Source organism: Sorangium sp. So ce834 (genome assembly GCF_051521425.1).
Taxonomy (GTDB): domain Bacteria; phylum Myxococcota_A; class Polyangia; order Polyangiales; family Polyangiaceae; genus Sorangium; species Sorangium cellulosum_D.
Map to the genome: position 1 here is coordinate 2,238,799 of NZ_CP150351.1, position 21,230 is coordinate 2,260,028.

Here is a 21,230-nt window from a genome sequence, read left to right on the forward strand (position 1 = left end):
GCGTCCCCTCACGCACGGAAAGGACATGCGGTATGAAATTGGCCGATGCGCTGGTCCAGACGCTCAGAGATTGGGGGGTTCAATACCTCTTTGGTGTGAGCGGCGCGAACATCGAGCACCTGCACGACGCCGTGCACCGACACGGGCGAGGAAAGCTGATCTCCGTGCTGGCGAAGACGGAGACCGGCGCCGCGTTCATGGCGGACTGCAGGGCGAGGGTGCACAAGCGGCTGGCCGTCTGCTGCGCGACGTCGGGCGGCGGGATGCTCAACCTGGCGGTCGGGATCGCCGAGTCCTACGCCGAGGCGGTGCCGGTGCTCGCGATCGTGGGCCAGCCCCCGACCGCGCTCGAGGGCCGGGGGGCGTTCCAGGACTCGTCGGGCATCGGCAACTGCGTCGATGCGGTCCAGCTCTGGCGCGCGATCTCCAAGTACGTCGGGAAGGTCAGGACCCCGCACGACTTCTGGCCGATGCTGCGCGACGCCGTCGTCGCGGCGACGTCGGGCCGGCAAGGGCCGGCCGTGCTCCTCGTGCCCCGGGATCTCTATGATCAGGAGGTCGGCCCGCCGCCGGCCGACTGGCCGGGAGACCTGCCGAGCTTCTGCCGGTCGCGGCCGATCGGGATCGGCGAGGTGATGCCGCTGCTCGAGGCCATCCGGAGCGCGCGGCGCCCGCTGCTCCTCATCGGCCAGGGGGCGCGGCGCTCGGACGACGCCGCGGCCGTCGAGGCCTTCGCGCGCAAGGCCGGCATCCCCGTCGTGACCACGATGTCGGCCCGCGGAGATTTCCCGAACGACGACCGCCTCTACCTGGGGACGATCGGCGCGGCGGGCCACCCGTCGGCGCACGCGTACCTGCGCGACGAGGCGGACCTCATCATCGCCGCGGGCGCGACGCTCGACGTCATGACGCGCTCCGCGGTCGAGCGGAGCTTCAAGGACAAGCGCTTCGCGGTGATCGACGTCGATCCCGAGGCGATCCACCGCATCCTGCAGCCCGAGATCACCCTCTACGCGGATGTCGGCCGCGCCTTCCGCGCGCTCCTCGAGCTGCTCGAGAGGACGCCGATGTCGCCGTTCCCCCCGGTAGAGGGGTATTCGCGGAGCCTCTACGAGCCTCGCCTGGCGCCGGCGATCCCGGGCGACGCGCCGGGCCCCGGAAGGGCCGACGCCCTCCTGCAGAGCCAGGCCCTGGCCATCCTGGAGGCGTACCTGCCGACCAAGGGCCACGTCGTGCTCGACGCCGGCAATTGCGCCGCCGCGGCCATGCACTACCTCTCCGTCCCTCCGGGCTCCACATCGACCATCGCGCTGGGGATGGGGGGAATGGGCTACTCCATCGCCGGCGCCATCGGCGCGCAGCTCGGATCGGAGCCCGGGACGCAGACGACGGTCATCTGCGGCGACGGAGCGTTCCTGATGCTCGGCCTCGAGGTGCACACGGCCGTCGATCTCTCGCTGCCCGTCCTCTTCGTCGTCTTCAACAACGCCATGCACGGCATGTGCGTCACGCGCCAGCAGCTCCTCTTCGAGTCCAGGATCGAGGCCGTGCGCTACCCGGGCGTCGATTTCGCGACCCTCGCGCGCGGCCTCGCCCCTCCAGACCGGCTCTGGGTGGGCGCCGCTTCCACGCCCGAGGAGCTGCGCGAGCGCTTGCGCGAGTATCACGAGAGCGACCGACTCTTGCCCGGGGTGCTCGACGTCCGGCTGGAGCGCGAGGAGATCCCGCCGTTCGCGCCGTTCCTCGGGCCGGACGCGCCGACCATCTCGGCGCCTTCGTTCGGCGCCCTCTAGCGCGGACGCTCCGGCGCGCAGCGCTGTCGATCGCACTCGGGGCTTCGACGTGGGGAGACTCATGCATTGTTTCAAGCGTGTTTGAGAACCGTCGATTTGTTCTGAGATCACTTGTGATAACGCGGTTGGTCATTATCATCGTATGACCGCCGACCCTGGAGTCGGCGGCCTGAGGAGGCTTTCATGTACGCGCGTGGTTCCACGAAGTTTCTGTCGCTTGCTTGCGTCGTTGTCGCCGGTTGCGCCGTCGACGCCGGAGACCCCGAGCTCACCGCCGAGGCCCAGCAGGAGATCCGGGCGTTCAGCGTCAATTTCACGAACGTCGTCGAGACGGTCGGCCTGGATCTCGTCCCGACCGACGAGGCCCGAGCCCTGGTCCCGGACGAGTTCGTGCTCGCCGGCGAGGCGGACCCGGTCACCCCGATCACCGTGAGGACGGCGCACGCCGGTGGCATCTCGGTGAACGGCGGGACGGCCACGCCGGGCTCGGTCGTCCAGATAGGCCTCCTCGTCGTCCCCCCCGACGGGACCGGCGACGTCAACAGCTACACGCTGTGGTATTACACCGATCACGCGCTCCTCGCGCTCAAGCTCATTCAGGCCGGCTTCCTGGCCCAGTACGTGCCGAACCTCGAGTACGATGTCTCGCTGACCGACAGCGACATCTACGTGCGCGTGCCGTTCCCCGGCAGCCCCCGCCTTGTCGTCGAGGGCTCGATCGCGCCGTCCGGCGCGCCCCCGGCCCCGTTCGTCGCCAACTGGTGGGTGTCCACCTGGCACGGCCCCGTCAAGCAGGCGACGACCATCTCGAGCCTCCTCTTCGGCGGCGCCGACGTCAGCCTCGCGACCAACGCGGGGAACGCGCTCGGGGGCTTGATCGGCGGCTCGACCGCGGAATTTACGGTGCTCGACAGCTTCAACCAGTTCCCGAGCGCACAGACCACCGTGGCGCTGGCGCCGTTCTAGCTCGATCGCGATGTCGAACCCGAAGGAGAGCACGATGACTGCACATGACGATAGAGGGCCGTGGAGCCGATCCGGGCTCGTGAAGAACGGGATCTCCAGCAGGGAGATCCCCGGGCTGTACGTCTCCGAGGATCACTCCATCGAGGAGTGCGTGAAGCACCTCGAGGGCATCACCAAGGAGACGTACTCGCACAACGAGATCTTCGGGCAGTACTGCCACCTCGGCGAGTACATCCATTGCCCGGTCGAGATGGCGTACGAGTACGCGGCGAACGTCTACAGCCTGGAGGAGTGGACGTTCAGCCTGCGGAGCCTCCACCACCTCGGCGGCGGCCTCTACAAGGGGAAGGAATACCTCGCGAAGGACACGTCGATCTACGTGCGCGCCGAGGCCTACCCGGACAGCCGCGTCGTCGATTACCCCTGCGCGTGGGACCAGGGCGACGAGCTGTGGATGCGGTACTACTTCCGCTTCATCGACGCGAGGCCCACCATCCGCAAGCCGGGCACGATCGTGCTCTGGACCAATTGCAAGCACCCGTATTACGACCGGGCGACGACGGAGCTCCCCGACTACATCAGCAAGCCGCGCGCGCGGACGGACCGCGCCTGGGTCGGCGACATCTGGCCGCATTTCGACGCCATCCACAAAATCGAGATGGCCAATTTGAAGGCCATCCTGGAATACCGGTACTCCAAGCTGTAGCGCCGTCCGGAGAGGTGCATCCCCCCGATTGACGAGGCTGGCCCCGTCGCCTCGCGCGCCTCTGCCGGCCTCGCGGCGGCGGGCCGCCTGCGTCCACACCGTGATAGGAGATCTGTGAACTTCATGCATGAAAGGCGCGGTGTCTGGGCCGCGCGGCTGGCCGCGGCGGCCAGCGTGCTGGTCTCGACCTCGGCCTTCGCCACCGGCTCCGGCGTGCTGACCGGAACGGTCCTCGACGCATCGACGAAGAAGCCCGCGGCCGACGTCGTCGTGACCGTGACGTCCGCCGCGCTCCAGGGCGAGCAGGTGGTCGTCACCGATCCATCGGGTCAGTTCCGGATCCCGAACCTGCCGCCGGGCGACTACACGCTCCGGCTCGACAAGGAGACGTACCGGCCCTACAGCCGCGGCGGCATCGAGCTGCGCGTCGACAGCACGATCCGCGTGAACAGCGAGCTGCTCCCCGAGGCGCTGAAGGCCGAGGAGATCGTCGTCGTCGGCAGCGCGCCGACGGTGGACGTCGGCTCCAGCGCGACCGGCGTGAGCGTCACCTCGGAGTTCGCGAGCCGCGTCCCGCTCATCTCCACCGGCTCGAAGGGGGCGGCGACCCGCTCGTTCGAGGCGCTCGCCGAGGTGGCGCCCGGCGCGAACGCCGACCAGTACGGCGTCTCGATCAGCGGGACGACCTCGCCCGAGAACCAGTACGTGATCGACGGCCTGTCGGTGAACAACCCGGCGTTCGGCGTCATCGGGACGCCGCTGTCCGTGGAGTTCATCAAGGAGGTCAAGGTGATCACCGGCGGCTACATGCCGGAGTACGGCCGCGCCACCGGCGGTTACCTCGACGCGGTGACGAGATCGGGCTCGAACGAAGTCCACGGCGCGGTGTTCCTCAGCGTCACGCCCGGCATCCTCGAGGCGGCGCGGGAGCAGGCGGAGAGCGAGGCGAGCACGATCAGGACCGAGACAAAGCTGTCGTCGCTCCGGGACGTGGGCGTGCAGCTCGGGGGCCCGATCCTGAAGGACAGGCTCTGGTTCTTCGCCGGGCTCTCCCCCTCGGCGGCGAGCTACCGGCTGGAGCGCGAGCTGCGCTTCGACAGGACCGAGCCGCTGCCGGGCACGCGCCGGGTCTACTACGCCACCCAGCACAGCCTCCAGTACCTCGGCAAGCTCACCTTGCTGATCGACCCCGACAACACCGTCTCGCTGTCGGTGTACGGCTCCCCCTCGAGCTCGGGCGGCAGCGGCAACTTCGGCATCAACCCGAAGGACGGGACCGTGGAGCTCAACAACAGCTCGAGCAACAACGTCATCAACGGCAGCTTCGGCGCGCTAGCGCACGAGTACATCGCGAGCGCCACCGACGCCGCCCTCAAGTGGTCGTCGGCGTTCCAGAACAAGACGTACCTGCTCGACGTCACGCTCGGCGTCCACCACGAGGACAACGCGGTCCGCGCCTCCGACGGCACGAGGATCGGGAGCGGCGAGGGGCTGTCCGACGTCGCGCAGGTGCACTGGCAGCGGACCGATCCCGGGCTTCACTCCATCAACGATTTCGAGCCGTCCGCGGCGACGCGCGACTGCGAGCCGGCGGGCGCGCCGAGCGCCGAGCATTGCCCCGTGGCGACCTACTACAGCGGCGGGCCGGGGGCGCTCAACGAGACCGTGCTGGACCGGTACCAGGGCAAGGCCGTGCTCACGACCCTGTTCACCGCCCTCGGGCACCACATCGTGAAGGCCGGCGTCGACCTGGAGCTGATGCGCTACGGGTCGTCCCGCGGCCACTCGGGCGGCAACATCTTCGCCGAGACCACCGACGGGCGGGCGTACACCGGCTTCCGCCGGCTCGGATTCCTGGCCAACCCCGACGACGCCGAGCCGCTCGTCAAGTTCGAGACGGTGTCGAAGTCGACCACGATCGGCGGCTTCGTGCAGGACAGCTGGAGCATCCTCGACAAGGTCACGCTGAACGCGGGTGTCCGGTACGACGCGCAGCTGCTCTACGGGGGCGACGACAAGCTGGCGATCGCCCTGCCCAACCAGTGGTCGCCGCGCGTCGGCGTGATCTACGACTTCACGCACGCAGGCCGCTCCAAGCTGTACGCGAACTACGCGCGGTTCTACGAGAGCGTGCCGCTCAACATCATCGATCGCGCGTTCCCCGGCGAGCGGCAGGTCTTCTCCCTGCACAACGCGGCCCTGTGCGATCCCCGGGACGTCGCGCAGCAGCGCGACGCGTGCGATCGGAACGAGAACCTCATCACGACGAGCGCCCCCTACAGCCCGAACCAGAAGTGGCGCGTCATCGGCGGCGACGGCGGCATCGATCCGGATCTGGAGCCGCAGTCGACGGACGAGATCGTGCTCGGCGGCGAAGTCGAGGTTTACCCCAAGCTGCGCGTCGGGGTGCAGTACACGAAGCGTTACCAGAACCAGGTCATCGAGGACATCAGCCGGGACGAGGCGAGGACGTACCTCATCGGCAACCCCGGCTACGGCGTCGCGAAGGATTTCCCGAAGCCGGCCCGCGATTACGACGCGTTCACCGTTCACGCCGAGAAGACCTTCGCCGACGCGTGGCTCGCGCAGGCGAGCTATACGATCTCGACCCTGCGCGGCAACTGGGCCGGCCTCTTTCGACCCGAGACAGGGCAGCTCGACCCGAACGTCAACGCGGACTTCGATCTGATGTCGCTCCTGCCGAACCGCACGGGGCCGCTCCCCGGGGATCGCAGGCACCAGTTCAAGGTCTTCGGCGCCAGGGACTTCACGTTCCAGAACGGCGTGATCGTCAGCGTGGGCGGGAGTTATCGGTCCGCCTCCGGCGCGCCCACGAGCTACCTCGGCTCGCACCCGCTCTACGGCCCCGATCAGGTCTACATCCTCCCGCGCGGCAGCGGCGAGCGGCTCCCTTGGGTGCACACCGTCGACGCCCACGTCGGCGTCGGGGTGCAGCTCGCCCGGGAGAGCGCCCTGACCATCACCGTCGACTCGTTCAACATCTTCAACTTCCAGGCGGCGACGGCCCTGGACCAGCGGTACACGCAGGCCTCCGTCCTCCCGATCGAGAACGGCAAGAAGGGCGATCTCGGCCAGCTCAAGAACGTCGACGGGTCCGCGTTCGATCCGAACAACAAGAACCCGAATTTCGGAAAGCCGATCGCGTATCAGGCGCCGCGCAGCTTCAGGATCGGCGCCAAGGTGACCTTCTAGGGCGATCGCACTGCGAGACGGATGACCATGAAACGAACGCTCGGAACATCTCTCGGGATCCTCGTGCTCGCCGCGCTGTCCTTGTCCTGCGAGCAGCGGAGGGTCACCTGCACCGCGGCCCACGGGGGCTTCGCGGCGAAATACACGCTGAAGCCCGGCTCGAAGCAGGGCGAGGGCGCCTGCGACACGCTCAAGGGCGAGATCGTCGGCATCGAGAAATACAACCCCCGGCAGCCCGGCAACCCGAAGCGCCCCGATTTCACGAAGGCCCACGTCGCCGTCCGGGCGTCGGGGATCGCCTTCCCGGCCTTCGCGGCCCAGGGCGCGCAGGTGGAGCTCGGCGAGGCCGCGCTCGACTCCATTGGCGACTTCGCCGCCGTCGATCCGGACGAGGACGACGTCTGCACGGTCCCTTCGCTGTCGGAGGCCAGGCTGAGCATCCCGGCGTACGAGGAGCCTCCGCCCCCGGACGCTCCGGAGGATACGCCGCCGACGCAGCGCCCTGCGGTCGAGATCGGCTATGCGTGGAGCAACCTCCGCATCTACGTGACGGCCGCCTATCCGGGCACGCAGATCGTCGGCGATCTGACCTACACGGAGGACGGCTGCTCTGCGTCGTACAGCGTCGTGGGCCTGTACCCCGCGGTCGAGTGCGCGCCCGACGGCGTGCCGGACCCGACCCTCTGCGATCCGCGCCCGGATCTCGCGAAGGGCCGCGCGTTCGGCTCCGGGATCAACCCCGACTTCGCGGACCGCGTGGCCTGCGATGCCGAGACGGGCCTCTGCGTCCTCACGTCGCTGCCGGACGCGCTGCAATAACGAAGGTCGCGGCGCCCCGCCGGCGCTCCAACGATGGATATCGCAGCGCACATGGCCCGCGGGGGGCGAGGGGCGGTGCCCCGCTGGCGTCGAGCCAGCGGGGCGTCCGCCCGGCCAGCGCGGCCCGGCGACCCCGTGGAGCTCATCGCTCCTGGCCGCCGGGCCTTCACCCCTGCGCGCCGGCCCTCCTCACTTCACGCCGACGACGAACGAGTCCGACCCGATGAGCTTCTCCGCGCGGACGTCGCGGAAGCCTTGATCTCGCAGCCAGCTCGCGCAATCGGCGCTCGTGTAATCGAAGCCCTCGCGCGTCTCGAGGAGGATGGTGAGGCTCATCATGAACCCGGCGACGTTCTCGCTGCGATCGTCGTCGATCATCGCGTCGTAGACGACGAGCACGCCTCCTTGGGGGAGCGCGTCGTACGCCTTCTTGATGAAGCTCCGTTTGTCCGTGAGGCTCCACCCGTGGAGGATGTGCCCCATGGTGATCACGTCCACCTGCGGGATCGCGTCCCGGAAGAGGTCGAACACCTGGAAGCGCAGCCGATCCGCCAGCCCGTGATCGCGGACATAGCCCTCGAACACCGGCTGCACGGGCGCCAGATCGAGCCCGATGCCCTTCACGTGGGGGTGCGCCAGCGCGACCTGGACGGGCAATCCCCCCTGCGCGGTGCCGACGTCGGCGAAGGTCTTGTACTTCTCCCACGGGAACTTCGCCGCGATCGCCCGCGCCGACGGCAGGCTGAGCCCCGTCATCGCCTGCGTGAACTCACGATATTTCTCGGGCGACTTGGCGAGCCACGTGAAGATGTCCTCGCCCTCCGCGACCTCGTTCTTCGGCTCGCCGGTGCGCAGCGCGTCGGTGAGCGAGCCCCAGATCCGGTAGAGCCGCGCGTTCGACATCTCCAGCATCCCGCCGATGTACGTCCGCTTCGCCCGATCGAGGAAGAGGTCCGTCTCCGGCGTGTTGGAGTAGCGCCCGCTCTCCCGCCGCAGCAGGCGGAGCGCCACCAGCGCGTCGAAGAAATCGCGCGCCGCGCGGGGGTGGATCCCGATCCGCTCGCGCAGCGCCTGCCAGTCCAGCGGCCCCTTCGCGAGCTCCGTGAAGACGCCGAGCTCGACGGCGCTGAGGAGCGTCTTCGACTCGGCGTAAGCCATACCGAGCCGTACAATCGCGTTGTGATCGAACTCTTGTGCCATATGGATCACCTGTGTTTGTGCTTCGGGGGAACGCCTATGTATTGCATGTAAGAGCCACAAAGGCTCTCGAAAATCAGATTTGTTGTTGTCGTTTTCGCCTTGCTGCCGTGCGGAACTCGAGGCGCGAACGGTGCATGTATTGGTGTGCGCGTTGTCTGAATGGATTCGATTCGAATCGAATCCGCCCTGGAGGATGTATGAGGTTGACTAGGCTTTATCGGGCAGGCTGGATCGGCGTCGCGGCGCTCTCGTATGGTGTCAGCTGCCGGGGCGACGACCCGTCGAGCCAGGCGCCGGCCGCTCGCGAGCCGGCCTGCGCGAGCGTCGACGCCGAGCTCGAGGCGAGCTTCGACGCGCTGGCCAGGCTCGTCGCGGCCGAGACCTACCGCGAAGAGCAGTTCGCCAACGAGGAGGCGTTCGTCGCGAACATGCAGGCGATCGCCGACGACCTGAGCGCGCAGGCGAGGCAGTTCAACGAGGGGCAGAAGACCCACAAGCTGGAGCCGTGGGAGTGGAAGGTCGAGAGCGGCAACGCGGCCGAGCCCAGGTACTACTGGGTCTTCGGCTTCCGGCTCGGCAACGGGCCCCGCAAGATCTCCCTGAACACGCACTTCGACACCGTGTCTCCCGGCGACGCCGACGTGTGGGAGCCGTTCCAGCTGACGAAGGCCAAGGGCGCCACAAAGCACGGGGGCGAGCAGGACCTATGGGTCGGCCGCGGCGCCATCGACGACAAGGGGCCGGCGCTGGCGACGTTCCTGGTGCTCAAGGACATCGCCCGCGCGTACGACGGCAGCCCCCTGCTCGACGACATCACCGTGGAGCTCATCTTCGACACCACCGAGGAGATCGGCCCCATGTCGATGCGGCGGTACCGCGAGGAGAACGCCGAGGAGGCCGCCGACCTCGAGATCATCTTCGATACGTTCTGGGCCGTGCGCGCGGAGAAGGGCATCGAGCGCCCCGTCTTCTCCCTCCCGCGCGAGCCCCCTCCCGAGACGGGGGTGTGGATCGAATCGCTGAACACCCCCTCCGGTCCCGTGAATCAGCTCCCGGACCGCGCCGAGGCGATCCTCCGCAGCGACTCGCCGGCGCAGCTCGAGGAGCTCGCCCAGCGCATCGAGGCGGAGTACGCTGCCCACCCGTTCGATGATCCGTCGTACCGGCGGGCCAAGCTCACCGTCGACACCTCGGGCCTCCCGGACGAGCTCAAGCTGACGACCGAGGTCGCGGGCGCGCAGCACGCCTCCGTCCCCCAGGAGAACCGCGCGAGCGGCGCGAACCCGCTCGTTTCCCTGGCCAACTTCCTCGGCGCGCTGTCGGAGGCGCAGGTCGTCGCGGACAACGACGTCGCCCGCATGTGCAGGTTCATCGTCTCCACCTGGGGCACGAAGACCTTCGGTGAAGCTCACCCCGAGCTGCTCGAGCGCCACGACGAGGTGTTCACCGAGGGCAACGGCACCACCTACGCGCTGACCAGGTTCTACACCGAGCCCGCGCCCGGAGCCGTCACGCTCAGCCTCGATGTCCGCTATGCCATCGGCCACCACAGCCAGCCGTGGGACGGAGAGAGCGAGGGGCTCCTGTGCGGCCAAGATAGCGAGTTCGCCGGCATCTTCGCGCAGATCGTCGACGAATTCAACGCCACCTCCGCCGGCGCCCCGATCTCCTTCGAGACCGCGACCCGGGTGGCGCCGGACGTCCGCCGGACCGACGGCCCCACCTTCAGCCGGATCAGCGGCGCGTTCGAGGAGGTGACGGGCAAGCCGGCCCCCGCGGTGGCCATGGGCGCCGGCACGGACGCCAAGGCGTACGTGAAGGCCATCGCCGCAGGCGCCCTGTTCGACACCGCCTTCGGGGAGCCGGTCAATTACCACGGGATCAGAGAGGCCATGCCGGTCCGCGACCTGGCCCTGAGCACCAAGATCCTCTGCAACGTCGTGGACCGGGAGATCAGGCACGCGAAGGAGCCGCAGCCGGAGCCGATCGCTGGCACGTGCGAGGACTCCGGCGCGCGCCAGCGCTCCTCCTCGGTCGACGGCGACCACAGCGACCACTGAGCGCGCGCCGCGGGGCGCCGCGACGGGCGCCCCGCCCTCGTTCACACAGGCGCCCGCGACGGGCGCCCCGCCTCGCTCACTGGAACGACGCGGCGAAGTCGGCCACCGTGGTCTCCGGCTTGCCGAGCTCCTTCCAGGTCGTCTCGGCCTGGAACGGCTCGCGCGCGTTGTTGATCGCGTCGGAGATGTGCCAGACGTAGTTGAACAGCGGGGAGAACAGCCCGAGCACCTTCAAGACGCCGAGCGGCGCCGCGCCCACGGAGAGCTTCTCCTTCGTGTAATGCTTCGCGAACTGCTCGGCCGCCTCCTTCGCCGTGAGCGGCTCGGGTCCCTGCACCACGTACTCTCGCGATTCATCGCCGGGGAGCGCCAGCGCGCGCGCGACCTGCTTGCCGTAATCGCGCGCCGCGATCCAGTAGGCCTTCTCGCGCGGGCTGCCGGCGAGGTTGATCCGCTTGCCCTGGCGGCTCCGGTAGGGGATCGACTCGATGAAATTCGACGGATAGAAGATCGTGCTCGGGATCCCGCTCTCCTTCAGGATCGTGAGCGCCTCGCGCTTCATGTCGAAGACCCACCAGCGGAACCCGTCGTACCGATGCAGGAGCGACGAGAGGTACGCGATCCGCTTGATGTCCGCCGCCCGCGCCGCGGCGACGATGTTCTTCATGCCCTCCGACTCGACCCGCCACGCGCTCGCCGATGCGGTGACCGGCACGGAGAGGCTCACATAGACGATGTCGTGCCCGCGGAACGCCGCGGTCAATCCGTTCACGTCGTTGACGTCGCCGGCGACGAGGTGGACGCTGGACGGCAGCCGGTGGCTCGCGCGGGTCGCGCTCGGGTCGCGGACGAGGGCGGTCACGGCGTAGCCGGCGGACACCAGCTCGTGAGTCACGGGGGCGCCGAGCATGCCGGTGCTCCCGAGCACGACGATGCGAGGGGAAGCGCTACTCATGGGGAGTTCTCCTGGGTTTCGGGGTACAGCGGTACCCATCGACGATGATCGCGGCGCCGGCCGCGCGCGGCGCCGGCCCCGCTCCGGCCCGTCGATGGGGCCGGGGAGCGCCGGACATCCACGGGTTTGTAGCGGCCGTGCGCTGGCGGATCCATGCGATTTTGGCTCGATCACTTTCGAGATCGTCTACCGTGGTGCCGACTTGATGGACGTTCTCGGGTCGTCTACCCTGGCCTCGATTGCATGGACCTCCTCAGCGAGATCGTCGGCGAGCTGCGCCTCGAGAGCGTGTCGTACTTCCGGCTGGAGCTCACCGCGCCCTGGGCGCTCCGCTTCCCGCCCGGCGGACGGGGGATCCACATCATCACGCGCGGCAGCTGCTGGCTCGAGGTCGACGGGCCGCGGCCGCCCGTCGCCCTGACCAGCGGCGATCTCCTCGTGATGCCGAGCGGCCGAGGGCACGTGCTCCGCGACGCGCGCAAGCCGCGCAAGGCCGTCCCGATCGAGGATCTCGTCCGGAGCGCGTCCCCCGGGCGCGCCGTCGAGCATGGCGGCGACGGGGTGCCGACCACCATCGTCTGCGGGCAGTTCCGCTTCGGCACCCTCGGGCACCCCGCGCTCGAGGCGCTGCCGCCCGTCCTCCACCTCCGCGCGGACGAGGGGGTCGGCCCCTTCGTTCAGGCGCACACGCAGTGCATCGCCGCCGAGGTGAGCGCGCCGGCCGAGGGCGCGGGGATCGTGACGGCGCGCCTCTCGGACGTCCTGCTCGTGCAGGCGCTGCGCGCGTATCTGCGCGACGTGCCCGCCGACGAGCGCGGATGGCTGCGGGGCCTCGCCGATCCGCAGATCGGGCGCGCGCTCGCGCGGATGCACCGGAATCCGGAGCTCGACTGGTCGGTGCTGACGCTGGCGCAGGAGGCGGGCATGTCGCGGGCGGCGTTCTCCGCGCGCTTCACCGAGCAGATGGGGGCGTCGCCGGGCAAGTACCTCGCGGAGTGGCGCATGTACCGCGCGAAGGTCCGCTTGCGGTCCGGGGCGGCCCTCGTGGCGGAGGTCGCCGCGGAGGTGGGCTATAGCTCGGAGGCCGCGTTCTCTCATGCGTTCAAGAAGCTGGTCGGCACGTCGCCTTCGGCCTACCGCGACGGCCATCGCGAGGACGGCAGGCGCGCGGGACAGGGCGACTCGCCCCGCCGGTCGACGTGAGGGGCCGACCGCGCCGCTCGCGCTCCTCCGCGTCGCCGGGCCGCGCCGGCGGCGTCGCGCGGCCGGCGCGATTGCTGCTGCGGCAACGCTCCACCAGCAGCGGTGTTGCCTCGGAAGCAGCGCGCCGCCGGGCGGATGCGAGCGCGCGTGCCGTTCTGCGATGAGCCACGAGCGCGGAGACTCTGCGCTGCGGTCTCTGCCGTAGGCGCGGAACTTGGATAGGGGAGGCCCGGCGAGGGCTGCGGGGCGCGCGGGGCCGGCGGAGGCCGCGGCCAGCGGCGTGAGCACGCTGGTCCTCGCGCGCAGAAGTCCGGTCGCGCCCACGAGCTCCCGCTCGGATTGGAAGAGCTGAACCCCCATGTCCACCCGCGATACCGAGAAGACGCCGCTCACTGGGTACCAGTTTCGGCTCCTCGCGTTCCTGAGCGTCGCCGCGTTCTTCGAGGGCTATGACCGCCTGGCGATCACGCAGATCCTCCCGAACCTCGGCGCGGAGATGGGGCTCTCCCCGAAGGGGGAGGGGCTCTTGATCGGGGTCATCAGCCTGGGCTCGATGCTCGCCTTTCTCCTCGTCCGCAAGGCGGACCACTGGGGCAGGAAGCGGCTGCTCACGATCACCATCGCGGGTTACACGCTGTTCTCCCTGCTCACGGGCCTCGCGCCGAACGTGATCGCGTTCGCCGGGTTCCAGCTCCTCGCGCGCATCTTCCTCGTCGCCGAGTATGCGGTCAGCGTCGTTTACGCGGCCGAGGAGTTCCCGAAGGACCGGCGCGGGCTCGCGATCGGCCTCATCGAGGCGTTCTCCAGCCTGGGGACGATCACGTGCGCCGGGCTCGTGCCGCTGTTCCTCTCGACCTCGCTCGGGTGGCGGACCATCTACTTCGTCGGGGCGATTCCGCTCGTGCTCATCGCGCTGGCCCGGCGCGACCTGCGCGAGACGGCGCGGTTCGAGCAGATGGCCGCCGAGCGGAGGCGGGAGGAGACGCAGCCGTTCACGCGCATCCTCGGCTCGGCGTACCGCGGGCGGATGCTCAAGCTCGCCCTGATCTGGGCGCTGATGTTCGTGTGCATCCAGAACGCCGTCACGTTCTGGAAGACGTTCGCGACGCGGGAGCGCGGGCTCAGCGACGGGCAGGTGGGCACGAGCATCATGATCGCGGCGCTCGTCGCCATGCCCTTCGTCTTCACGTCGGGCAAGCTGATCGACGCCGTGGGCCGCCGCAAAGGCGCGGTGATCACCTTCACGCTGGCGGCGGCCGGCGTGTTCGGCGGGTACTCGCTCCACTCGCACGCCGGGCTCACGGCCTCGCTGGCCCTGTCGATCTTCGGCGGGAGCGCCGTGCTCCCCGTGCTGAACGCGTACACGACCGAGCTCTTCCCGACCCACCTCAGGAGCGACGCGCTCGCCTGGTCGAACAACCTGCTCGGCCGGCTCGCGTACATGCTCTCTCCGATCTTCCTCGGCGTCGCGGCGGAGCGGGTCGGCTGGGGGCCCGCCATGTCGGCGACGGTCGTCTTTCCGCTGATCGCGCTGGGGCTCATCCTGTGGCTCTTGCCGGAGACGCGGGGCAAGGAGCTCGAGGAGACGGCGCGCGTCTGACGGCGCTTTCGTCGAACGGACCCAAGAAGGAGCTGAATCCATGAGCACGCACGATCTCAAGGCGCTGTACCGGGAATACGTCGAGGTGGTCTGGCACGAGAGGAACGTCGCCGCGGCGGACGATTACTTCACGGACGACGTGCTCGACCACGCGGGGCCGCCGGGACAAGGGCCGGGGCTCTCGGGGCTCAAGCAGACGTTCGCGATGTTCTTCGAGGCCTTCCCCGACTTCCGCATCACGATCGAGGACCTGATCGCCGAGGGGGACAAGCTGGTCGCCCGCGTCTCCTTCACCGGCACCCACCGCGGCGCGTACCACGGCATCCCCGCGACGAACCGCCGGATCGAGTCTGGCGGCACCCACATCGTCCGCTTCATCGGCAAGAAGATGGCCGAGCACTGGGCGCACAGCGACGACCTGCGCACGCGGCAGCAGCTGGGCCTGATTCCGACGCCGGGGCATTAGAGCGCCGATCACGTTGAGATTCGGCGAAAGTCGATTCATGGGAAGAGGACCGCAACGGCGCAAGGGACGCAAGGGGCAGAGGAGAATATAATTCCATCCCTGTGCCGTTGCGCCTCTTGCGCCCTTGCGGTCTCTCCTCTTGCTGCATGCCGTGCTCTTCCAGCTTGCTCCTCGGCGGATCGAGCCGTCGCGGAGGGCGCTCCGCGCGCCCTCCGGTCCGCGCCGCTACGCCGCGCTCACGCCTTCCAGGCGTCCTTGTGGTCCTGGGCGTACTGCGCCAGGCTGCGCGGGGCCCGGCCGGTCAAGGTGGTCACGCCCGGGCTGACCTGCGACGCCGCGCCCTGACGCACGAACCCGAACAGCGCCGTGAGGTAATGGGCATACCCGTCGGATAGGCCCGCCCGCGTCGCGCCCTGGATGAAGGACGCGTCGTCCGCGTTCACATACTGGATCGGCCGGCCCGACACCTTGGACAGGATCGCCGCCGCGTCCGCGTAGGTCAGCGCCTCGGGGCCGGTGAGCGTGAACGCCTGCTTGTCGAAGCGGTCCGACCGCAGCGCCGCGACCGCCGACGCCGCGATGTCCCGAGCGTCGACGAAGGCCGTCCGGGAGTCCGCCGCCGGGATGGGCAGCACCCCCGCCTGCACGATCGGCCCGCGCCAGAAGGTGTGGAAGTTGTCCGAGAACCAGGTCGGGCGCAGGATCACGTACGGCGCCCCCGACCGCTCGACGAAGAGCTCCACCTTCCGCAGCGGGATGTTGTCGTCGTATTCGACGCCGGACGCGGTCAGCAGCACGATCTTCCGCCGACCGCCGGAGAGCGCCGCCTTCAGGAAGGGGAGCAGCAGATCGTCTTGCGCCAGCTCGCCGGAGGGCGACAGCAAAAACACCCGATCCACCGCCTCCAGGGCCCCGGCGAAGGTGCTGGGATCGCGATAATCGAAGCGCACCGGCTCGACGCCGCGCACCTGCGCCACGTTGGCCGGGTCGCGCGACCCCGCGCGCACCTGCTCCCCCGCCTGGGTGAGCTGCTCGACCAAGAGCTTTCCGACCGTTCCGGTGCTGGCCAGGACCAGGATCTTCTTGCCGCTGCTGCCGTTGCTCGTGCCCATCTCGTTCTCCTCCCGGAACGTCGGTGTGTGTTCGCTACGTCCGGATGCAGGGCAGTATCGGCATGGCTTCAGAGAGGATCCATGCGAATACGTCTCTCATCCATGCTAGATTGTCTCACCGCGCGATATCGTCGGTGAGCGGCGTCCAGCGGCGTCCGCGAGGATTTGTATCGTGCGCTGTGCACGGGGGCTCCGGCGACGCGAGCGCGCCGGGCGGCCGGGGCTGCGCGGCCGCGCGAGCGCGTCGGGCGGCCGGAGCTGCGCGGCGACGCGGGCGCGTCAGGAGGCCTTCACGGCCACGTGGAGGGGCTGGACCACCGCCGCGAACGCCGGGAGCGCCTCACAGCGGACCGCGTGCGCGGCCAGCGCCGGCCGCCTCGCCGCGTCGGTGACGGACGGGTGCGCCTCGCCGATGAAGCGCAGCGCGCAGGCGACCGCGATGTCGGCGTGGCCGAAGGCGCCGAACCAGAAATCGCCGCCCCGCGCGGCGCGCTCGCGCTCCAGGAGATCGAGCGTCTCGCCGAGCTGCGCGGCGCAGCGGTCGACCCAGACCTGGCTGCGGCGGTCGCTCTCGCGCAGCACGTGCTCGTAGAGCAGGCTCACCGCCTTGTCCGCGAGGCCCGTGGCGAGCGCGCAGACCCGCAGCCCGGCGCGGCGCGCCTCGCCCGAGCGCGGCAGGAGCGCGCGATCGGGCCCCACCAGATCGTCGAGGGCGTCGAGGATCGCCGCGCTCTCCACGAGCGACTCCCCGCCGTCCGTCACGAGCACGGGCACGCGCCGGAGCGGGTTGTGCTTCGCGATGGACTCCGCGTCGGCCCACACCGACCACGGGCGGTGCTCGTACGCGAGCCCGTAATGCTGGAGCGCCACGGCGACGCGGCGCACGAACGGCGAGTCGTACTGGCCAATCAGGATCATGGTTCCTCCTCTCTCCAGGGACGCCGGCCGCGGCTACCAGACCGAGCACATCTTTGCCGGCCGCATCGGCGTGCCGGGCGCGCACCTGAAGGCCTCGGCGAACTGCGGCAGGTTCGCGAGCGGCCCGTTCACGCGGAACCGCGGCGGGGAGTGCGGGTTCACCTGCACCATCATCCGGAGCGCCTCGTCGCGCATCTTGCCGCACCAGGACTGCCCGTGCGCCAGGAAGAACTGCTGATCTTCGGTGAACCCGCCCGCGACCGTCTGCTCCGCCGCGCCCTTGCGCATCGTGCGGTACGCCATGAACGCGAGCTTCAGGCCCCCGAGATCCGCGATGTTCTCGCCCAGCGTCAGCTTGCCGTTCAGCTTCACCCCCGGCAGCGCCTCGTAGGCCGAGTACTGCGCCTCGACGCACTCGGTCTTCGCCTTGAACGCCGCCGCGATCTCCTTCGGCCACCAGTCCTCCAGGTTTCCCTTCTGGTCGAACTGCGAGCCCTCGTCGTCGAACCCGTGCGTGAGCTCGTGCCCGACCACCATGCCGATGCCGCCGAGGTTCACCGCGACGCCCGACTTCACGCTGTAAAACGGCGGCTGAAGGATGCCGGCGGGGAAGACCATGTGGTTGCGCTGCGGATCGTAATAGGCGTTCACCGAGGGCGGGCTCATCTGCCACTCGTCGCGATCGAGCGGCTTGTCGATCTTCCCGAGATCCCACCGCGTGTGGAAGGCGCGCGCCGCGAGCGCGTTCTTCGCGTACGACTTGGGATCGACCTCGAAATCGTACGTCCGCCACTTGTCGGGATACCCGATGAGGTACGCCATCGCTCCGAGCTTGGCGAGGGCGCGCTGCCGCGTGCCCTCATCCATCCAGTCGAGCGCCCGCACCTCGCGGCCGAACGCTTCGCTGATCTCGCGCACCATCGCCTCGGCCGCGGGCTTGCTCTCGCCGGAGAAGCTCGTCTTGACGAACGGCTGCGCGAGCAGCTCGCCGAGCGCGTTGTCGGTCGCGTCGACGCAGCGCTTCCAGCGCGGCCGGATCTCCTTCTGGCCGGTGAACGCCGATTGCAGCGTGAAGCTCTCGTCGACGAACGCCTTGGGCAGCGCGGGCGCGAGGGAGCGCACCACGTGCCACGCCAGGTAATTCTGCCACGCGGCGGGCTTCGTCGACTTGAGCAGCCGCGAGAGCCCCTCGAAGAACCGGACGGAGGTCACGTTCACCTCCTTGATGTCCGGGCGGCCGAGACCCTGGAAGTACGCGTCCCAGGGGAAATCCGGCGCCGCCTTCGCGAGCGCCGCCCGGTCCATCTTGTTGTACAGGCCCTTCGGGTCCCGCCGCTCGACCCGCGTCTTCGAGATCTTCGCGAGCTCGGTCTCGATCTGCATCACGTCGGCCGCCGCCGCCTTCGCCGCGGCCTCCTGGGCCCCGGCGAGCCGCATCATCCGCGCGACGTGCTCCTCGTACGTCTTGCGGAGCGCCTTCGACTTGTCGTCCTCGTTGAGGTAGTAATCGCGGTCCGGCAGGCCGAGCCCGTTCTGGTCGAGCTGGGCGATGACGCGCGTCGCGTCCTTCATGTCCTGCGCAGAGGCGATGTCGAACAGCGCCCAGATGCGGCGGCTGTGGAGCTCGGTGACGAGCGCCCCGAGGCTCTTCGGGTCGCGCACCCGCCGCGCCTTGGCGAGGAGATCCGCGATCGGCTTCGCGCCGGCGGCCTCGATCGCGGCCTCGTCGACGCACGCGCCGTAGTAGGCCCCGATCTTCTTGCTCACCGGATCCCGGTCGCCGGCGTGCGCCGCCTCCTCGAGGATGCGCCGGAGCTCCGCCTCGTTGCGCTGCTCGATCTCGTTGAAGCTCCGCATCCAGATGGCCTCGTCGCCCGGGATCTCCGCCTTCGCCAGCCATCCGCCGCAGGCGAACTGGTAGAAGTCCTCGCAGGGGTTGGCCGAGCGATCGAGCGCGGCCTCGTCGAGCCCGACGCTCTCGAGCTTCGTCTCGACGATCGGGAGGCCCTGCGGCAGAGGCGGAGGGGCCGCCGCCTTCACCGCCGAGGGGGGCGGCGGCGGCGGGCCCGCGGCCGGGCCGCACGCCGGCAGCGCAGAGAGGGCCAGGGTGATCGCGAGGGGGGCTGCGAGCGGTCGTTGCGTGCGCATGCGGCGCTGTACCACGAACCGCGCGCTGCGCGGACAGCGACCGCCGGCCGCGCGGAGCCCGCGACGCCGGCCGGCCTTCGCCTTCGCCGCCTCGGCCGCCGTCGTCCGAGGCGCGGGCGGCCTCACTCCCGGTCGAGCTTCCCCATCAGGCTCAGGGTGAAGTACGCCCCCATGTACTTGAGGTGCGGGCGCACCTCGAGGTGCACCCGGTACCAGCCCGCGCTCCCCTCCACCTCGGTCACCGAGGTGCGCGCCTTGCGGAGCGGCCTGCGCGAGCGCACGGCGGGCGACACGACATCCATGTCCGCGACGTACTGGCTCAGCCAGCTGTTCAGCTCGCGCTCGAGGTCGCCGCGCTCCTTCCACGTGCCGATCTGTTCCCGCTGCATCACCTTGAGGTAGTGGGCGAGCCGGCTGACGAGGAGCACGTAGGGCAGCTGCGTGCCGAGCCGGTAGTTGACCTCCGCGGCGCGCCCCTCCTCGCTCTGCCCGAAGAACTTCGGCTTCTGCACCGAGTTCGCGGAGAAGAAGCAGGCGTTGTCCGTGTCCTTGCGGAACGTGAGGCCGATGAAGCCCTCCTCGCTGAGCTCGAACTCGCGGCGCTCGGTCAGCATGATCTCGGTCGGGATCTTCGTCTGGATGGCGCCCAGCGCCTCGTACTCGTGGAGCGTGAGCCCCTCGACCGTGCCCCCGGACTGCGGGCCGATGATGTGCAGGCACCAGCGGTGGCGCGCGAAGCTCTCGGCGAGCCGGGTCGCCAGCGCGTACGTGGGGGCGCCCCACAGATACGCCGCGTGGTTGCCGACGACGTCCTCCTCGTAGGAGAACGCCCGGACCGGGACGGTGCTCGCCCCGTAGGGCAGGCGCAGGAGGAAGCGGGGGAGGAGCAGGCCCACGTAGCGGGCGTCCTCGGACTCGCGGAACGAGGTGTATTTCACGTACTGCGGCCCCTCGAAGAGCGCCTTGACGTCGCCGAGGTGCGGCACCTTCCGGTAGTCCGTGAGCCCGAAGAACTGCGGGCCCGCGACGGCAAGGAAGGGCGCGTGCGCCATCGTCGCGACCGCCGCGCACTTCTGGAGGAGCGCGATGTCCTGGGGCCCGGGGCCGAACTCGTAGTTCGAGACGACGGCGGCGAACGGCTTGCCGCCGAAGGAGCCGAACTCCGACGAATAGACGATCTTGTAAAGGCCGCTCCTCACGATCTCGGACGAGTCCTCGAAATCCGCGAGCAGGTCGTCCTTCGAGCAGTTGAGGACCTCGACCCGGATGTTCTCGCGGAAGTCGATGCGATCGACCGCGAACTTGAGGCCGCGCCACGCGGCCTCCAGCCGCTGGAACACCGGGTGGTGCAGGATCTCGTCGATCTGGCGCGAGAGCCGCTGGTCGATCTCGGCGATCCACAGGTCGATGAGGGCGTTGTCGAGCGCCGGGCCGGCGTCCGGCCGGCCGGCCACCCTGTCGAGCGCGGCCTTCACGCCGCGCTTCATGTCCTGGTAGGCCTCGTTGGCCGGGGGGATCCCCGTCTCCGCCAGGAGCTCCTCGAGCAGAGAGCCGCCGCTCTCCGTCGCCGGCTCTTCGTGCTGCCCCGCTTGCATGTCCACAAATTTACCACGGTCGGTCGCCGGCTGGAAGCGACGGACACGCCGGCGTCCGCGGCCGGCGCGGCGCGGTCCCGCGCAGCCTCACCCCGTCTGCCCACGCCGATCGCGCATTGACGTGACGGCGCGGCGGCGCGCCTCGGACGCTCGCGCGCGGCCGTATGGAACCGTGCAGAACAGCGCAGAACAGCGCGTGACAGCGCGGAGCAGCGCAGAACAGCGCAGAACAGCGCCGACGCTCCGTCAGCGCGCAAGTCAGGTGTCGAGTGGACATGAAATGTACATGGCGATCGAGAGACTACGGTGTTACAAATCATGCGTGGGTGCTCTCACGGAAGTCGCGGAAGCAGTGGTCTTCGCTCGAAGGCGCCCTCCCAGATTGCCGGAATCGGCGCCGCCGCCCGCGCGACGTCGCCCGTCCTGGCCGTGGCCGCGCGGCGCCGACATCGCGCGTCGCTAGCGTCCCGAACAGC

General features: G+C 69.5%; 15 protein-coding genes. 9 read left to right on the plus strand and 6 right to left on the minus strand.

Translation table 11 applies throughout. The features are described from left to right. Positions 1-32 precede the first annotated feature (32 nt). From WMF20_RS08120 to WMF20_RS08140, 5 genes are all read left to right on the plus strand, one after another. Entirely contained in the window at positions 33-1,793 is a 1,761-nt protein-coding gene (locus WMF20_RS08120; protein WP_437612114.1) for a thiamine pyrophosphate-binding protein, read from the plus strand. Between the two features lie 183 nt (positions 1,794-1,976). Then, complete coding sequence (locus tag WMF20_RS08125) at positions 1,977-2,759, plus strand: hypothetical protein (protein WP_437612116.1); 783 nt, start codon at positions 1,977-1,979, stop codon at positions 2,757-2,759. A 34-nt stretch (positions 2,760-2,793) separates the two neighbouring features. Beyond that, entirely contained in the window at positions 2,794-3,465 is a 672-nt protein-coding gene (locus tag WMF20_RS08130; RefSeq protein ID WP_129573810.1) for a hypothetical protein, read from the plus strand. Positions 3,466-3,588: 123 nt separating this feature from the next. Continuing rightward, positions 3,589-6,678, plus strand: a complete 3,090-nt coding sequence (locus WMF20_RS08135; RefSeq protein ID WP_437612119.1) for a TonB-dependent receptor — start codon at positions 3,589-3,591, stop codon at positions 6,676-6,678. A 27-nt stretch (positions 6,679-6,705) separates the two neighbouring features. Next, positions 6,706-7,497, plus strand: coding sequence for a hypothetical protein (locus WMF20_RS08140; protein WP_437612121.1), 792 nt, complete (start codon positions 6,706-6,708; stop codon positions 7,495-7,497). Positions 7,498-7,686: 189 nt separating this feature from the next. Here the strand turns inward: WMF20_RS08140 and WMF20_RS08145 are convergent, their stop codons facing one another. Next, positions 7,687-8,697, minus strand: a complete 1,011-nt coding sequence (locus WMF20_RS08145; protein ID WP_129573813.1) for a methyltransferase — start codon at positions 8,695-8,697, stop codon at positions 7,687-7,689. 203 nt (positions 8,698-8,900) lie between these two features. Here WMF20_RS08145 and WMF20_RS08150 point away from each other — a divergent pair, with 203 nt between their 5' ends. Beyond that, positions 8,901-10,757 (plus strand): M20/M25/M40 family metallo-hydrolase, encoded by a 1,857-nt coding sequence (locus WMF20_RS08150; protein WP_437612123.1) that lies wholly within the window; start codon positions 8,901-8,903, stop codon positions 10,755-10,757. A 76-nt stretch (positions 10,758-10,833) separates the two neighbouring features. Here WMF20_RS08150 and WMF20_RS08155 read toward each other — a convergent pair whose 3' ends face one another. Further along, the gene (locus tag WMF20_RS08155) at positions 10,834-11,712 is read right to left on the minus strand and encodes an SDR family oxidoreductase (protein ID WP_437612125.1); all 879 of its coding nucleotides are present in this window, start codon (positions 11,710-11,712) and stop codon (positions 10,834-10,836) included. A 243-nt stretch (positions 11,713-11,955) separates the two neighbouring features. Between WMF20_RS08155 and WMF20_RS08160 the strand changes: the two genes are divergently transcribed. The 3 genes from WMF20_RS08160 to WMF20_RS08170 all read left to right on the plus strand — a co-directional run bounded on the left by WMF20_RS08160 (position 11,956) and on the right by WMF20_RS08170 (position 14,981). Continuing rightward, the gene (locus WMF20_RS08160) at positions 11,956-12,915 is read left to right on the plus strand and encodes an AraC family transcriptional regulator (RefSeq protein WP_165373857.1); all 960 of its coding nucleotides are present in this window, start codon (positions 11,956-11,958) and stop codon (positions 12,913-12,915) included. A 358-nt stretch (positions 12,916-13,273) separates the two neighbouring features. Then, positions 13,274-14,515, plus strand: a complete 1,242-nt coding sequence (locus WMF20_RS08165; RefSeq protein ID WP_437612128.1) for an MFS transporter — start codon at positions 13,274-13,276, stop codon at positions 14,513-14,515. 40 nt (positions 14,516-14,555) lie between these two features. Continuing rightward, positions 14,556-14,981 carry an ester cyclase gene (locus WMF20_RS08170; protein WP_437612130.1) on the plus strand — a complete coding sequence of 142 codons (426 nt, stop codon included), beginning with the start codon at positions 14,556-14,558 and terminating at the stop codon, positions 14,979-14,981. 236 nt (positions 14,982-15,217) lie between these two features. Here WMF20_RS08170 and WMF20_RS08175 read toward each other — a convergent pair whose 3' ends face one another. From WMF20_RS08175 to tssC, 4 genes are all read right to left on the minus strand, one after another. Then, complete coding sequence (locus WMF20_RS08175; protein ID WP_437612132.1) at positions 15,218-16,093, minus strand: SDR family oxidoreductase; 876 nt, start codon at positions 16,091-16,093, stop codon at positions 15,218-15,220. 279 nt (positions 16,094-16,372) lie between these two features. Further along, a complete protein-coding gene (locus tag WMF20_RS08180; RefSeq protein ID WP_437612134.1) occupies positions 16,373-17,011 on the minus strand; it encodes a glutathione S-transferase family protein in 639 nt (212 codons plus the stop codon). Between the two features lie 33 nt (positions 17,012-17,044). Continuing rightward, complete coding sequence (locus WMF20_RS08185) at positions 17,045-19,159, minus strand: M13 family metallopeptidase (protein WP_437612136.1); 2,115 nt, start codon at positions 19,157-19,159, stop codon at positions 17,045-17,047. Positions 19,160-19,281: 122 nt separating this feature from the next. After that, entirely contained in the window at positions 19,282-20,754 is a 1,473-nt protein-coding gene (gene tssC, locus WMF20_RS08190; RefSeq protein WP_129573822.1) for a type VI secretion system contractile sheath large subunit, read from the minus strand. Positions 20,755-21,230: the final 476 nt, after the last annotated feature.

What these genes read in the sequence shown, in the direction of transcription:
- WMF20_RS08180 (WP_437612134.1), bottom strand. Translation starts at nt 17,011, where the DNA reads ATGATCCTGATTGGCCAGTACGACTCGCCGTTCGTGCGCCGCGTCGCC.
- WMF20_RS08140 (WP_437612121.1), top strand. Translation starts at nt 6,706, where the DNA reads ATGAAACGAACGCTCGGAACATCTCTCGGGATCCTCGTGCTCGCCGCG.
- WMF20_RS08145 (WP_129573813.1), bottom strand. Translation starts at nt 8,697, where the DNA reads ATGGCACAAGAGTTCGATCACAACGCGATTGTACGGCTCGGTATGGCT.
- WMF20_RS08125 (WP_437612116.1), top strand. Translation starts at nt 1,977, where the DNA reads ATGTACGCGCGTGGTTCCACGAAGTTTCTGTCGCTTGCTTGCGTCGTT.
- WMF20_RS08170 (WP_437612130.1), top strand. Translation starts at nt 14,556, where the DNA reads ATGAGCACGCACGATCTCAAGGCGCTGTACCGGGAATACGTCGAGGTG.
- WMF20_RS08155 (WP_437612125.1), bottom strand. Translation starts at nt 11,712, where the DNA reads ATGAGTAGCGCTTCCCCTCGCATCGTCGTGCTCGGGAGCACCGGCATG.
- WMF20_RS08165 (WP_437612128.1), top strand. Translation starts at nt 13,274, where the DNA reads ATGTCCACCCGCGATACCGAGAAGACGCCGCTCACTGGGTACCAGTTT.
- WMF20_RS08135 (WP_437612119.1), top strand. Translation starts at nt 3,589, where the DNA reads ATGCATGAAAGGCGCGGTGTCTGGGCCGCGCGGCTGGCCGCGGCGGCC.
- WMF20_RS08120 (WP_437612114.1), top strand. Translation starts at nt 33, where the DNA reads ATGAAATTGGCCGATGCGCTGGTCCAGACGCTCAGAGATTGGGGGGTT.
- WMF20_RS08130 (WP_129573810.1), top strand. Translation starts at nt 2,794, where the DNA reads ATGACTGCACATGACGATAGAGGGCCGTGGAGCCGATCCGGGCTCGTG.
- tssC (WP_129573822.1), bottom strand. Translation starts at nt 20,754, where the DNA reads ATGCAAGCGGGGCAGCACGAAGAGCCGGCGACGGAGAGCGGCGGCTCT.
- WMF20_RS08160 (WP_165373857.1), top strand. Translation starts at nt 11,956, where the DNA reads ATGGACCTCCTCAGCGAGATCGTCGGCGAGCTGCGCCTCGAGAGCGTG.
- WMF20_RS08185 (WP_437612136.1), bottom strand. Translation starts at nt 19,159, where the DNA reads ATGCGCACGCAACGACCGCTCGCAGCCCCCCTCGCGATCACCCTGGCC.
- WMF20_RS08175 (WP_437612132.1), bottom strand. Translation starts at nt 16,093, where the DNA reads ATGGGCACGAGCAACGGCAGCAGCGGCAAGAAGATCCTGGTCCTGGCC.